Annotated in this window: 10 protein-coding genes and 4 pseudogenes; 10 read left to right on the top strand and 4 right to left on the bottom strand. The window is 47.9% G+C overall.

The genetic code is table 11. The annotated features are described in order from the left end of the window. Window positions 1-27: 27 nt before the first annotated feature. Complete coding sequence (locus tag E5355_RS05715) at window positions 28-501, top strand: HlyD family efflux transporter periplasmic adaptor subunit (protein ID WP_136009535.1); 474 nt, start codon at window positions 28-30, stop codon at window positions 499-501. 272 nt (window positions 502-773) lie between these two features. Here the strand turns inward: E5355_RS05715 and E5355_RS05710 are convergent. From E5355_RS05710 to E5355_RS05700, 3 pseudogenes are all read right to left on the bottom strand, one after another. Beyond that, window positions 774-1361: pseudogene (locus E5355_RS05710) on the bottom strand (DUF4982 domain-containing protein); the annotation flags it as partial. Window positions 1362-1437: 76 nt separating this feature from the next. Then, a pseudogene (locus tag E5355_RS05705) lies at window positions 1438-2112 on the bottom strand (glycoside hydrolase); the annotation flags it as partial. Between the two features lie 119 nt (window positions 2113-2231). After that, window positions 2232-2630, bottom strand: a pseudogene (locus E5355_RS05700) (RagB/SusD family nutrient uptake outer membrane protein); the annotation flags it as partial. Window position 2631: 1 nt separating this feature from the next. Between E5355_RS05700 and E5355_RS05695 the strand changes: the two are divergent. Next, a pseudogene (locus E5355_RS05695) lies at window positions 2632-2937 on the top strand (helix-turn-helix domain-containing protein); the annotation flags it as partial. 40 nt (window positions 2938-2977) lie between these two features. On the opposite strand, the gene E5355_RS05690 reads toward E5355_RS05695, so the two are convergent. Continuing rightward, window positions 2978-3658: a tetratricopeptide repeat protein gene (locus E5355_RS05690; RefSeq protein ID WP_136009534.1), complete on the bottom strand. Its 681-nt coding sequence runs from the start codon at window positions 3656-3658 to the stop codon at window positions 2978-2980. A 215-nt stretch (window positions 3659-3873) separates the two neighbouring features. Between E5355_RS05690 and E5355_RS05685 the strand changes: the two genes are divergently transcribed. The 8 genes from E5355_RS05685 to E5355_RS05650 all read left to right on the top strand — a co-directional run bounded on the left by E5355_RS05685 (window position 3874) and on the right by E5355_RS05650 (window position 14544). Next, the gene (locus E5355_RS05685) at window positions 3874-5217 is read left to right on the top strand and encodes an MATE family efflux transporter (RefSeq protein WP_136009533.1); all 1344 of its coding nucleotides are present in this window, start codon (window positions 3874-3876) and stop codon (window positions 5215-5217) included. Between the two features lie 843 nt (window positions 5218-6060). Continuing rightward, a complete protein-coding gene (locus E5355_RS05680) occupies window positions 6061-6654 on the top strand; it encodes a helix-turn-helix domain-containing protein (protein ID WP_246866893.1) in 594 nt (197 codons plus the stop codon). A 132-nt stretch (window positions 6655-6786) separates the two neighbouring features. Beyond that, window positions 6787-9309: a heavy metal translocating P-type ATPase gene (locus E5355_RS05675; RefSeq protein ID WP_136009532.1), complete on the top strand. Its 2523-nt coding sequence runs from the start codon at window positions 6787-6789 to the stop codon at window positions 9307-9309. Between the two features lie 88 nt (window positions 9310-9397). Further along, window positions 9398-10339, top strand: a complete 942-nt coding sequence (locus tag E5355_RS05670) for a DMT family transporter (protein ID WP_136009531.1) — start codon at window positions 9398-9400, stop codon at window positions 10337-10339. 567 nt (window positions 10340-10906) lie between these two features. Beyond that, a complete protein-coding gene (gene pyrH, locus E5355_RS05665) occupies window positions 10907-11617 on the top strand; it encodes a UMP kinase (protein WP_136009530.1) in 711 nt (236 codons plus the stop codon). 122 nt (window positions 11618-11739) lie between these two features. Continuing rightward, entirely contained in the window at window positions 11740-12300 is a 561-nt protein-coding gene (gene frr / locus E5355_RS05660; protein ID WP_025834253.1) for a ribosome recycling factor, read from the top strand. Between the two features lie 106 nt (window positions 12301-12406). Continuing rightward, window positions 12407-13339: a ribosome small subunit-dependent GTPase A gene (gene rsgA / locus E5355_RS05655; RefSeq protein ID WP_136009529.1), complete on the top strand. Its 933-nt coding sequence runs from the start codon at window positions 12407-12409 to the stop codon at window positions 13337-13339. A 122-nt stretch (window positions 13340-13461) separates the two neighbouring features. Continuing rightward, window positions 13462-14544, top strand: a complete 1083-nt coding sequence (locus E5355_RS05650) for an efflux RND transporter periplasmic adaptor subunit (RefSeq protein ID WP_136009528.1) — start codon at window positions 13462-13464, stop codon at window positions 14542-14544. Window positions 14545-14615: the final 71 nt, after the last annotated feature.

The following is a 14615-nucleotide window of genomic DNA, read 5'->3' as shown; positions in this document are numbered from 1 at the left end:
AGACAGCATGAATTACAGAATAACAGTATGGAGAACAAAGACATAGAGCTCAGAAGCGAGCAGGTACGGAGAATCATCGGGCAAGTCCCCCCGATGCTAGTGCGCAGCGGAATCGGCATTATCGGCCTCATCGTGGCACTGCTGCTGGCCGTAGCGGCATTCGTGCCCTACCCCGAAACGGCAGATACGGACATCACACTGACAGGCATCCGGAATGGGCAGGCCATCGCCACCGCAGAACTGCCATATGCCTGCATCACGCAAATCAATCCGGGCATGAAAGCCGAAATAGAACTGGAAGGATATACAAGCAAGGAATACGGCTACCTGCAAGGAACCGTCACCAACGTCTCTCCCCGGATAATCAGCCGCGACGGGGGGAACAACTATTTCTGTTTTACATTGTCATTGCAAGAAGCTCCTTTTATGCAGCAAGGCATGAAAGGGAAAGTTTCCGTCATCTTGTCCGAAAAGACTCTGCTCAAAAGGATATGGGAATAGACCGCTACGCCTCCACAATATTTCTCGGAATATTTAAAAAGGGCACGGTAGAGGTTATCAAACTCAAAAGTTTTCCCTACTCGACGACATCCATAAATAGCTATAAATTCAGACTCCTTGGAATCCATATATTCCATCAAGGCTTTTTGTTCCCTAATGCGCCCTACAATCTCTGTTTTCATGTTCCCCTTTTTATTACTTGCGCAATCCATACTTCAAGAGGGAGATTAAGCTACTGTTAACTAAAGAAGAATATCCCGACAGCCTATTCACTACTGCCCTACTTCAAACTTCACTTCGGTTCCTTTCAGAAGGGGGGAAGTAAACCTTACTTTAACCGTTCCCTCCCCTCCGGTAGTCTGTATATAGGCCAGCAAACGCCCGTGGTATACACGGTGACGGTTATCGGTATAGTCACTCATGTCACTGTTGTCAGAGCCTTCGAGCCCAAGCAGACGCGCAGGTCCTTCAACTGCACACGTAATTTCATTGTCGCCAAGTTTCACAACAGTACCTTCTTCGTCAACCACCTCTACGGTGATATGCGCAGTGGCACGGTCGCCAGATAAAATCGTGCGGTCTGCAGTGGCACGAATGGCATAAGGACGTCCGGATGTCCGGATGGAATAGCCTGACAAGGCATTTCCTTCCTCATCGCAGCCCTCAGCACGAAGCTCACCTGCCTGGAAAGGAATATCCCAATAGATAATACCGGTCTTTTCATCATAGGGTTTCATCCCGCCTACCACCTTGCCGTTGAGCAGCAAGCGCGCCTGCGGAGCATTGGTATAGCACACCACGCGTATGTTCTGTCCCTCGTCATAGTTCCAGATGTCCCATGCATCATGATGCAGGCATACGCCTTTTACCTTCATCCAGTTGCCGTTGAGGGCAAAACCTTTGTCGGCATCAAATTCCAGCGTACGCAGTCCCACCTTTCACTTTATAAAGATACTCCCAGTCACCGGATTCACCCAAGAGAATGTCTGTGGAAAGCCTCCGGGCATCCAACGAGCTATCCAGCCCGCGTGCCAGTGCAGCTACTTCGTCATTGGTCCAGCCACTGCCCTACTGGCCGCTGTCCCAGTTGTACTGCGGCTCGTTGACGGGCGAAATATGGCTTATGTGAATGAAACTGTTACATCCCAGCTCCTTGGCACGGTCCATGAAGTAACGTTGTCCCTCGCAACGGGTCCAGTCGTACGTCAAGTCATCGGTAAGATAGGATTCCGCACAACGGGTTTTGTCCTCGATGCCGCTGGCTTCACCTTGCGCGGCACTGCCGCCACCAAGATTCACCCGCCATTGGGAAAGGCCGATTCCTTTCGGTTTGCCACCCACAATCTCTGAGGAAAAAAGCAGTTCCGTAATCCCCGCACGGTGTGAAGTCCATGACTTGCCCACAAAGGCAGGCGCCCAACAGTCCGAGGCACCGAAGCCGGCTATTGTCTGGAAAGTCTGTCCGGCATCGATGCTCACCAGTTTCTCTACGCTGTTCGTAATGTTCGGACTATCAGAAGTGTCTGGAGTATCCGGTGTAACGGGAGAATCGTCGCTGCAAGCCATTGCGGCAAGCAGTGCCGGAAGAATAAAAATACATCTCAAATTCATAACATTGTTTCGGATTAAAAAAACTGCCGCGGATAATCCATTGCAAACTATCCGCGACAGAATATAAAGACCTATTGAATAATCAGTTCCTACAACAATCTGTTTTCATCAGAATGTGTTTAATTCCAGCCCGGATTCTGGGTAATGGAACCGTTGGACATTGTGATTTCGTACAAAGGAATGGGGAACACCATGTCGCGGTTCTCGTTGAAAGTGATGCCTTTGTCACTTGCTTCACCTTGATTTTCCCACTCAAGAGCATCACGGGTAGCCTCTTCAGTGTTCCACTTTACAAAGGAGCCGTTCGGTCCCAGAATATTGCTAATCATCTTTTTACCATTTGTATCAGTCCAGCGACGAATATCATACAGCCTGTTCTGCTCGAAAGCCAATTCCAAACGGCGTTCCTGGCGAATGGCACTTTGCAATGCCTTTCCACTTGCCGTAACGTCATCCAACTTGGCACGTCTGCGCACCTGATTGAGAGCATCGCGGGCAGAAGCGTCATCACCCAGTTCGATAGAGGAACGGCTATCTTCAGACAAAATAGACATCAGCTATCTTTCGGACAAAATGTGCATGAGCAATTCCACACTCTACCGCAAGATGAAAGCACTTACCGGACTTTCCACCAACGAATACGTCCGCAAGATAAGGATGAAACACACCGAGCAATACCTGCTGGAAGGCAAATACAACATTTCGGAAATAGCATTCAAGGTAGGTATAAACAATCCCTTCTACTTCCGGCAATGCTTCAAGGAAGAATTCGGCTGCATACCTTCGGAATATCTGAAGAGATTAAAAGAGACCGGAGAGAAATAAGAGACAAACAGCCCCTTCCTATTAGTCGGGATGCGGACAGCTATTTCAGCTCCAGCTCCATCTTCTTTATCTTTTCCAGCGTATTGCCTGCTTCCATGGAGGGGAATACTTGAAGCACGCGTTGCAGGTATGCCTTAGCTTTGCCGTAGCTATTGGTGAACACGTCGAACAGTCCGTTGCGATAGCATGCATACTGCATCCTTGTGGGGGAAGTTATCTTTTTATAGTCTTCTTCAAGCTTCTTCTTGTCCTTCTCGGCCTGGAGATAATAATAATTCCCCAAGAAGATATTGGCCTGGAGATTGTCGGCATCCAGCATCAATACCTTTTCATAGGTTTTCAAGGCATCTTTCTCCTGTCCCCGCATCATTTCCATCTCGGCACAAGAAACAAGTGCAGGCACATCTTTAGGATGACGCTGCAAGAACTCCTTATAGAAGAGATAGGCTTTATCGTAATTTCGCATTTCCTTGTAATGCGCAGCCAGCACATCTGCAAAGCGGGGAGCCACCTCACTATTCTTGTCCACATTGGTCCAATAGAACATTTCCGTACGGTCCACACCGGCATCTGCCGACTGACGGAACAAGCTTACGGCATAATCATCCTTGCCTCCGGACAACGCCTCGGAAACCTTCTGCAACAGTTCACCCGCCGACTGCGCGGAAACCGGCAACGGCAACATCAGAAACAAAGAGAAAAGTAAAGTTAAGGATTTCATTCTTAAAGTATATAATAGTTTAACAGTCTGAATCATCTCCATGGAAATGCACCTACAAATTTACGCACTTTCACTGCAAACATCAACAAAATATAGTTAGAAACTGTTTTGATTTTCTTTTTTTTAGGTTTCCTCAGCATTTTCCAGGCTTGTTTTCGGTCTTTTTATCTCTTTTTCTACGTAACTTTGCCAGTCTTATGAAACAAGCGTTACCAATGAAACCCAGAGACAGACAAATCCTGCAAATAGCCTTGCCTTCCATCGTATCAAACATCACCGTTCCTTTGCTTGGACTGATTGACGTAGCCATTGTCGGACACTTAGGCTCACCGGCCTATATCGGCGCCATTGCCGTAGGCGGAATGCTGTTCAACATCATCTACTGGATTTTCGGTTTCCTGCGCATGGGTACCAGTGGAATGACCTCGCAAGCATTCGGCAAACGGGATTTGCCGGAAGTTGTACGTCTGCTGATACGTTCTGTAGGCATAGGATTGGCGGTGGCGTTCTGCCTCATCCTGCTGCAAACGCCTATCAGGCAAGGCGCTTTCTTTCTCATCCATCCCACAAACGAAGTCAGGGAGATGGCAACGCGCTATTTCCACATCTGCATCTGGGGGGCACCTGCCATGCTGGGACTATACGGACTCACGGGATGGTTCATCGGTATGCAGAATTCACGTATTCCCATGTATATAGCCATCACACAGAATATGGCCAATATCATTGCCAGTCTCAGCCTAGTCTATCTATGCGGAATGAAAGTAGAAGGAGTAGCCCTGGGGACATTGATTGCCCAGTATGCCGGTTTCCTGATGGGGCTGGCACTCTGGGTACGCAATTATGGAAAGTTGCAGAGATACTGGGAAATTAAAAATTATAAATTAAGAATTAAAGGGAAAGAAGGGACAGGTATCTGGGAGAAAGGGGCGATGCTCCGGTTCTTCCAAGTGAACAGGGATATTTTTCTGCGTACCCTTTGCCTGGTGACCGTCACCCTGTTCTTTACTTCGGCGGGAGCTTCGCAGGGCGAAATCATTCTGGCCGTCAACACGCTGCTGATGCAGCTCTTCACTTTGTTCTCGTATGTAATGGATGGTTTTGCCTACGCAGGCGAGGCCCTGAGCGGCAGATACATAGGCGCACGCAACCGGGAAGCCCTTACAGACACCGTCCGGCATCTCTTTGGATGGGGAGTGGCAATGGCAGTTCTCTTTACACTGGTCTATGCGCTGGGAGGTAATGCTTTCCTCGGGCTATTGACGGATGACAAAGAAGTGATAGCGGTTGCCGACACCTATTTCTACTGGGCGCTTGCCGTTCCTGCCGTCGGTATAGCCGCTTTCATCTGGGACGGCATCTTCATCGGCGCCACCGCTACGCGCGGAATGCTATTGTCCATGGCCGCAGCAGCCGTCAGCTTCTTCGTCTTGTATTATGGACTACGTCCCGTCCTGGCGAACCATGCGCTGTGGCTTGCTTTCCTCGCCTACCTCCTGATGCGGGGAGCGGTGCAGACAGGATTGAGCCGGGGGATGATAAGGAAAGCGTTTCGGTAGAATCACTATCTTTTTTTGAACACAAAATTACCGATTACCATGCATCAAAGCAAACGACAAGGCTGTTTTGGCTTAATGTAACGTAAACTCAATATAATTTAAAACAATTTTTACTGTCCGTCATTGACAAATCGCAGGTCAATGGCAGAGTTCTTCTGATAAAAACAGCATTTCATAGTTAGGAGCAAAAGCATTGGTAATAAGCTTATTGAAGAGAAAATACCGAGAACATTCAATCTGTGCCGCATTTTCTTGAAATTCCATTAAAATAGTGGTGAGATTATACTCATTTTCAGAAAATAAATTGTATATTTGAAAATCAGTTAATTTAATAGTAAATATTATGAAAACAATCTCTGTTATTCGCCTCTTCATTATCTACATGTTAGCTGCATGTACTATTAGTTGCAACTCCTAAGCTGTCTTTTGATGCATGGAAAGATGAACCGAGAATCAGTCCTCCCGATTTGCAGGGAAATCGTCTGTCCGGCGAACTTCCGGAATGGGTCTTTAACACGAAGAACTGGCACTCACTTAAATTTCACGTAAGCAAGCAACAAGAAGGTTATGGTTACACTAATTATAAGGAGGACTAACTCATGAAAAACTTAATTCTATTAATTGCTTGTTTCTCATTACTTAGTTGTGAGAAATCTATGGATAACCTGGAAATGGCAGAACAAAGTAAGTATTCTGCTGATACAAGAGTGGAAGCACGAACGGAATGTTTGTTGGAAGTTTCCGTAACTTATGGCCAAATGCCGGTGTCGGAAATAATGAGGGTGCCTATTTCGTAGAGAGTGGTTTTGATTTTAGTACGGTTTGCGCTATCTTTGCAGCGCTATGACCGATATAGATATGACCATACATCAGGAAAACGCGCTGCACATCAAGAACATGGTGTGCAACCGCTGCATCATGGCAGTGAAAAGCCAGCTCGAAAGTTTAGGTCTGCAACCCGAATCAGTAGAACTGGGCATTGCCATACTGCCTGAGAAAGTAACAGACAAGGTCTACCAAACGGTAAAGGATGCGCTCGAACCTCTCGGTTTCGAACTGATTGACGACAAAAAGTCGCAAATGACAGAATTGATAAAGAATGCCATTATCGAACTGGTACACTATCATGACAATAAGCTGAAGGTTAATCTATCCGATTATCTGGCTTCCAGATTCCACCGGGATTACAGTACGTTGAGCAAGTTTTTTTCTGAAGCAACCAACACTACCATCGAGAAGTATCTCATAGCCCAAAAGATAGAGCGTGTCAAAGAACTATTGGTGTACGGTGAACTGTCGCTGAACGAGATTGCCGATAAACTGAATTACTCCAGTACCGCCTACCTCAGTTCACAGTTCAAAAATGTAACGGGGCTAACTCCCAGCCACTTCAAGAAGATGAAAGAAAACAAAAGAAAGTCACTTGACGAGGTATAAAGCACCCACAGCATAAAGTTCCCTACCAAAATTCTATAAATTAAATCCGGAATACCATAATCTTTCGCCAACTTCTTTGGCGTATCTTTGTTCTTCAATTTATTGACGAAACTTCAAAACAACATAATTGTCATGACAGACAAGAATATCGTTCAAGAGACATTTCCCGTATTGGGAATGAGTTGTGCATCGTGCGCAGTACGGGTAGAAAAGACACTGAATCGGCAATCCGGTGTCAAAAAAGCAACCGTAAACTACGCTTCGGCAACAGTTACCGTAGAATACACCCCCCGGAATTGCTCTTCCGAAGTATTGCAGCAAGCCGTGCAAGCCGCCGGATATGACTTGTTGATAAACCAGGACACCAACACGCTCGAAGAGGCAGAAGAAGCCCACAACAAGAAATTCAATGCATTGAAATTCCGTACGGCCTGGGCCGTCATCCTGTCCGTGCCCGTTGTCATCATAGGTATGTTCTTTATGGATATGTCCTATGCCAATCCCATCATGTGGGCATTGTCCACTCCCGTTGTCTTCTGGCTGGGACGGGGATTCTTCAGCAGCGCCTGGAAACAGTTGCAGCATGGCAGCGCCAATATGGACACACTGGTAGCCATCAGTACGGGGACTGCCTATCTGTTCAGTCTGTTCAACATGCTCTTCCCTAACTTCTGGCTGTCCAGAGGCATCCATCCGCATGTATATTTTGAGGCGGCAAGTGTCATCATAGCCTTTATACTGCTGGGCCGCCTGCTGGAAGAAAAGGCGAAAGGAAACACCTCAACCGCCATCAAGAAACTGATGGGGCTCCAATCCAAGACTGCGACCATCATTGTAGATGAAAGACACGCTATCCCTCACTCTTCCTTTGAGCGCATTATCCCTATTGAGCAGATTCGCCTCGGCGACATCGTACAGGTGAAACCCGGAGAACGGATTGCCGTGGACGGCATCGTGACGGAAGGTACCTCCTACGTGGACGAAAGCATGCTGAGCGGTGAACCGGTAGCAGTGCCCAAGCACAAAGACGCCAAGGTCTTTGCAGGGACCATCAACCAGAAGGGTAGTTTCCGCTTCCGGGCAGAGAAGATCGGCACGGATACATTGCTGGCAAAGATTATACACATGGTGCAGGACGCGCAAGGAAGCAAGGCACCGGTGCAGCAGCTGGTGGACAAGATAGCCGGGATATTCGTGCCTGCCATCATAGGCATCGCAGTGCTTGCCTTCATCGCATGGATGCTGCTGGACGAAACCGGCGGATTCACCCACGGATTGCTGGCATTTGTCACGGTGGTCATCATCGCCTGCCCGTGTGCACTGGGACTGGCTACTCCTACCGCCATCATGGTAGGCATCGGCAAGGGAGCCGAAAGGGGCATTCTGATAAAAGATGCCGAAAGCCTGGAGATTGCCAAAAAGATAGACACCGTGGTGTTCGACAAGACCGGAACAGTGACCGAAGGGAAACCGGTAGTCAGCAAGCTGATATGGAACACGCAGGCAATGACGCCCGATACTGACGCCACTGCGGGCAATGCGCTGCCGGATATTTTCTATAGTCTGGAAAAGCTCTCGGAACATCCGTTGGCAGATGCCGTGGTGAACCACCTCAAGGAGTCCGCCTCCATAGACATTCAAGACTTTGAAAGCATCACCGGAAAAGGCGTGAAAGGACAGGCACAAGGCCGGACCTACCTCGCCGGAAACCGGAAACTGCTGGAAGAGAACCGGATTGCCGTCAGTCAGTCCCTTCAGGAAGAGGCCGCCCGGCTGACAGTGAAAGCACAGACCGTCATCTGGTTTGCCGACGGAGAAAACGCACTGGCAATAGCCGGAATCACGGACCGGATAAAGGAAACTTCCATCCGTGCCGTCAGCGAGCTGCGCGCCGCCGGCATCGAAGTCCACATGCTGACCGGAGACAATGAAGCCACCGCCCGCGAAATTGCCCGCAAAGCAGGCATCGCGCATTATCAAGCGAGTGTACTGCCGCAGGACAAGGCAGCCTTTATCAGCCGGTTACAAGCAGAAGGCCGGAAAGTGGCGATGGCGGGCGACGGCATCAACGACAGCGCCGCCCTTGCCCAAGCCGACTTAAGCATCGCCATGGGTGGAGGCAGCGACATCGCCATGGACGTAGCCAAAATGACTATCATCTCCTCCGATCTGACAAAAATACCGGAAGCCCTCCGGCTGTCCCGTCTGACAGTCCGGACCATCCGGCAGAATCTCTTCTGGGCATTTATATATAATATAATAGGTGTACCCATTGCAGCCGGAATACTCTATCCCGTCAACGGCTTTCTGCTGAACCCGATGATAGCCGGCGCAGCTATGGCATTCAGCAGTGTCAGCGTAGTAAGTAACAGCCTGCTGCTAAAACGGAAAAAGATACATAAAGGAGAAGAAAACAAAAAAGTTGAACCACCAACAGAAACAATCATGAAAAAAGAATTCAAGGTAGAAGGCATGATGTGCAACCATTGCCGCATGCATGTAGAGAAAGCATTAAACAGTATGGAGGGCGTACACGCCACCGTAACCCTGGACCCTCCGGTAGCCACCACAGAGTTTTCAGACGGAGAAAAGACTCTCGAAGAATTGCAAAAGACGGTGACGGAAGAAGCCGGTGACTATACACTGAAGGCATAAGGATAGAATTCATACGGTTTTCATACAGAAAAGAGAAAGGAAACCAAAGTAAATATCTACCTTTGCGCGCTAATTTACAGATAAAGATATGAACGCAAAAGCCAAAGGATATATTTTGGGTTCCATCGCCGCAGCTTCCTACGGTATGAATCCATTGTTTGCCCTCCCGTTGTACAAAGCCGGCATGAATCCGGACTCGGTACTCTTTTTCAGATATCTTTTTGCCATCCCATTGCTGGGCATCATGATAAAAGCGAGAGGGCGAACATTCAAGATACAGCGGAAAGAAACATTTCCGCTTATCATCATGGGATTGCTCGTAGCCCTCTCCTCACTGACGCTTTTTCTGAGCTATAACTACATGGCAGCCGGCATAGCGTCTACCCTGTTGTTCGTCTATCCCATCATGGTAGCTCTTATTATGGCTATGGTTTTCAAAGAGAAGCTGACACTGCAAACTATCGTCTGCATGCTGCTTGCACTGGGAGGAATCGGACTGCTCTATGAAAGTGAGGATGGCAGCACGCTGAGCCTGATAGGTACACTGCTGGTTTTCGCTTCTTCCCTTTCCTATGCCATATACATCGTGGGCATCAACCAGACATCGTTGAAGAATGTGGCTACGCTTAAAGTCACCTTCTATGTTCTTCTTTTCGGCCTGTCGCTTTTTGTGGCACGCCTGCTCTATTCCGGAGTACTGAACACACCGGACCAGTGGTATCTGTGGGGTAATCTGCTTGCATTGGCTGTCTTTCCCACCGCCATCTCCTTCCTCTGCACCACCGGTGCCATCCAATATATCGGTTCCACCCCGACCGCCATTCTCGGCGCATTGGAACCCGTGACGGCCATCTTCTTCGGAATCACCGTCTTTGGAGAAGGCTTGACTGTCAGAGAAAGCGTCGGACTGGTGATGATTATCGTAGCCGTAACACTCGTCATCGCAGGGGGAAACATCACAAGTCATCTGGTCCGTTTCAGGAAACTGTTTCCAAGACTCCCGATGATAAGAAGCAAGAAAAGCAACTAATGCGAATCAGTAGCTGAAACCGGCCCATTTTACTTGCATTATTGCGCTTCCACATCTTTCACCCTTTTCTGAAACGCCCTATCCATCGGCATTTCCGGTGAAACTTCTCTTCCCTTCGGAGACTGGCGGTGAAAGCCCTCTCCGGCATGTCTGACAGACTCCGGTGTCTGTCGGGCTGAACACAAGTGTCTGTCAAATTAGACACAAGAGTCTGTCAACCTGCTGTATTCAGTTGTCAACTTCAGGATGCCCAAGTAGAGGTTTACACGCTCCAAGTAGAGGTTGTCCGTCCGGCTTCCGAGTGGCAGAGCGTGTACAATTGCTTCCGGATTCGGTATGTATAGTACGTTTTTTTCATTTACAGGAGTTAAAAACCAATACTTTTATGACTACATACGCGATAGTATCGGCTCTAATTTCTTTAACTCCTCACGGAACGGTGCAAAGTGATAACTCCTGTAAATGAAAAAGCCATGAGCATAGAAGATTTTACCCGATTTTTCCTCCACTCTTTAAATGTTTACATTATCTTTGCGTACAAACAAAGTATAACAAAACCTATATATTATGGCAACATACAAAAGAATCTTATTGAAGCTCAGCGGCGAGAGCCTGATGGGCGAAAAGCAATACGGCATCGACGAGAAACGCCTTGCCGAATACGCAGCTCAAATCAAGGAAATCCACGGATTGGGAGTACAAATAGGTATCGTGATAGGCGGTGGAAACATTTTCCGCGGATTGAGCGGCGCCAACAAGGGATTCGACCGTGTGAAAGGTGACCAGATGGGCATGCTGGCAACCGTTATCAACAGTCTTGCCCTCAGTTCCGCCTTAGTGGCTGCCGGGGTAAAAGCCCGCGTGCTGACTGCCGTACGTATGGAACCCATCGGCGAATTCTACAATAAATGGCGCGCCATCGAATGTATGGAAGCAGGTGAAGTAGTTATCATGTCCGCCGGTACAGGCAATCCGTTCTTCACTACCGATACCGGTTCCAGCCTGCGCGGCATCGAGATTGAAGCAGATGTCATGCTGAAAGGTACCCGTGTGGACGGCATCTATACCGCCGACCCGGAGAAAGACCCGACGGCCACGAAGTTCCACGACATCACCTACGATGAAGTGTTGAAGCGCGGTTTGAAAGTGATGGACCTCACCGCCACCTGCATGTGCAAGGAGAACAACCTGCCCATCATCGTTTTTGACATGGACACAGTGGGCAATCTGAAAAAAGTGATGCAAGGAGAAGACATCGGTACACTGGTGCATAATTGAATTGAAAATTGAGAAATAGAAATAAAAACCGAATGTTATTCAATTCTTAATTCCCAATTCCCGATTTAATAATTATATTTGCAAAGTTTCCAATTAAAGCTATTCCAAAAAACGAAAATAATATGAGAGACGTAAAAGACATCTTAGACGAAGCGCAAGAAAGTATGGACATGGCCATCATGTATCTGGACGAGGCATTGGCTCATATCCGCGCCGGAAAAGCTGACATCCGTTTGCTGGATGGTATTCGTGTGGATTCTTACGGAAGTATGGTTCCCATCAACAATGTGGCAGCCGTAACCACTCCCGACGCACGCAGCATTGCCATCAAGCCATGGGATAAGAGCATGTTCCGCGTCATTGAAAAGGCCATCATTGACTCCAGCCTCGGCATTATGCCCGAAAACAATGGTGAGATTATCCGTATCGGCATCCCGCCGCTGACGGAAGAACGCCGTAAACAACTTGCCAAACAATGCAAGGGAGAAGGAGAAACTGCCAAAGTCAGCGTACGCAATGCACGCCGTGATGCCATCGACGCCTTGAAGAAATCTGTAAAAGACGGACTGGCAGAGGATGCCCAGAAAGGCGGTGAAGAGAAGTTGCAGAAGATTCACGACAAGTTCATCAAACGGATTGATGACATGCTGGCTGCAAAGGATAAAGAAATCATGACCGTTTAATTAAGTTGAAAACGAAACATGGAAAGTTGAAAATGACCTGATATACCCAATATAGGCGCCTTTCAACTCTCCATGTTCAACTTTCAACTATCAACTTTCAACTATTTTGAGGGGACTCGTTATAAAAAACACCGGAAGCTGGTACTTGGTACGGACTGACGACGGAAGGGACATCGAATGCAAAATCAAAGGGAACTTCCGGCTGAAAGGCATACGAAGCACCAACCCCGTAGCTGTGGGTGACAATGTGAAAATCATACTGAACCAGGAAGGTACGGCCTTTATCAGCGAAATAGAGGACAGAAAGAATTACATCATCCGTCGCGCCTCCAACCTTTCCAAGCAATCGCACATTCTTGCCGCCAATCTCGACCAGTGCATACTCATAGTGACAGTGAACTATCCCGATACCTCCACTACCTTTATAGACCGTTTTCTCGCCTCTGCCGAAGCATACAGTGTTCCCGTCAAGATTATATTCAACAAAGTGGATGCCTACGATGAAGAGGAGCTGCACTACTTGGACAGCCTAATCAACCTTTACACCACCATCGGCTATCCCTGTTTCAAGGTTTCTGCCAAAAAAGGGGAAGGCATCGACACCATCAAAGAAGAACTCAAAGGACGGACAACCCTCTTTTCCGGACATTCAGGGGTGGGGAAATCGACACTCATCAAAGCAATATTGCCCGATATAGAGATTAAGACCGGAGAAATATCCACCTATCACAATAAAGGCATGCACACCACGACCTTCTCGGAAATGTTCCCGGTTCCGGGCAACGGATATATTATCGACACTCCGGGCATCAAAGGTTTCGGGACATTCGATATGGAAGAAGAAGAGATAGGACACTACTTCCCGGAAATATTCAAGACATCCGCCGACTGCCGCTACGGCAACTGTACCCACCGCCACGAACCCGGATGTGCTGTACGCGAAGCTGTCGAGAAGCACTATATCAGTGAGTCACGATACGCTTCCTATCTGAACATGCTGGAGGACAAGGAGGAGGGAAAATACCGGGCTGCTTACTGATTTGTCATTTTATCACCTTTCCAGTCTGTATTCTTACACTTTTTTAACTCTTTATCTTTTAAACTATTCTCTTCTCCCGTAGTCTAATTTAAGGTTGATTTTATTGCTACTAAGACTACGACATGAATAAAAGAGTAAAATGGAGCATCATCATCATGATTGGTGCCGGACTGATTGGAGGAGGAATCTACTCCCAATTACCTAAAGAGAATGAAGAATTGACAGCTGCCGACAAGGTGATGACCGGTCGACATAACGGTAAGAAAATTCTAAATGTAAATGCAAAAATAATCAAACCGCAACTGCTGAAAGATGAGATACAAATCAGCGGCAGCCTGCTACCGGACGAGGAAGTGGACCTTTCCTTCGAGACATCCGGTAAAATCGTAGAAATAAATTTTGAAGAAGGCAGCTTTGTCAAGAAGGGACAGTTGCTTGCCAAAGTGAACGACCGGCCGTTGCAAGCACAACTGCAACGTCTCGTCTCCCAATTAAAGCTAGCGGAAGACCGTGTATTTCGCCAGAATGCCCTATTGGAAAGAGACGCTGTCAGCAAGGAAGCCTACGAACAAGTCAAGACAGAACTTGCCACCTTGAATGCCGACATCGACCTGATAGAATCGAACATCGCACAAACCGAGCTTCGCGCCCCCTTTGACGGTGTCATCGGTCTGCGTCAAGTCAGCGTAGGCACTTACGCCTCGCCTACGACCATCGTGGCCAAGCTTACCAAGATTTCACCCCTGAAAGTAGAATTTGCCGTTCCCGAGCGGTATGCCAATGATGTAAAGACAGGTGCCGGACTGGACTTTACCCTTGAAGGAAAGCTAAACGCTTTCCACGCTACGGTCTATGCCCGCGAATCGAAGATAGACCCTGCCACCCATACGCTGACTATCCGTGCCCTTTATCCCAATACCAACGGAACCGTGCTGCCGGGCCGCTATGCCAGCATCAAGCTGAACAAGGACGAAATTCAAGATGCCCTTGCCGTACCTTCCGAAGCTATCGTACCTGAAATGGGAAAGGACAAGATATTCCTCTATAAATCCGGAAAAGCCCAACCGATAGAGATTACTACGGGAATCCGTACGGAAGCGGAAGTACAAGTATTGCAAGGCTTGCAAGCCGGTGACACCGTCATTACTTCAGGAACGCTGCAACTTCGTACCGGACTGCCGGTAACACTGGACGCTGTTAATTGAAAAATGAAGAATTGATAATGGAGAACGAACACATCAAACAACCATTATCTGCAACCACTTCTTCTTTGTCA

It is taken from the genome of Bacteroides muris (ex Afrizal et al. 2022), assembly GCF_004793475.1.
Classification (GTDB): domain Bacteria; phylum Bacteroidota; class Bacteroidia; order Bacteroidales; family Bacteroidaceae; genus Bacteroides; species Bacteroides muris.
This window is presented reverse-complemented; position numbering and strand designations above follow the sequence as displayed.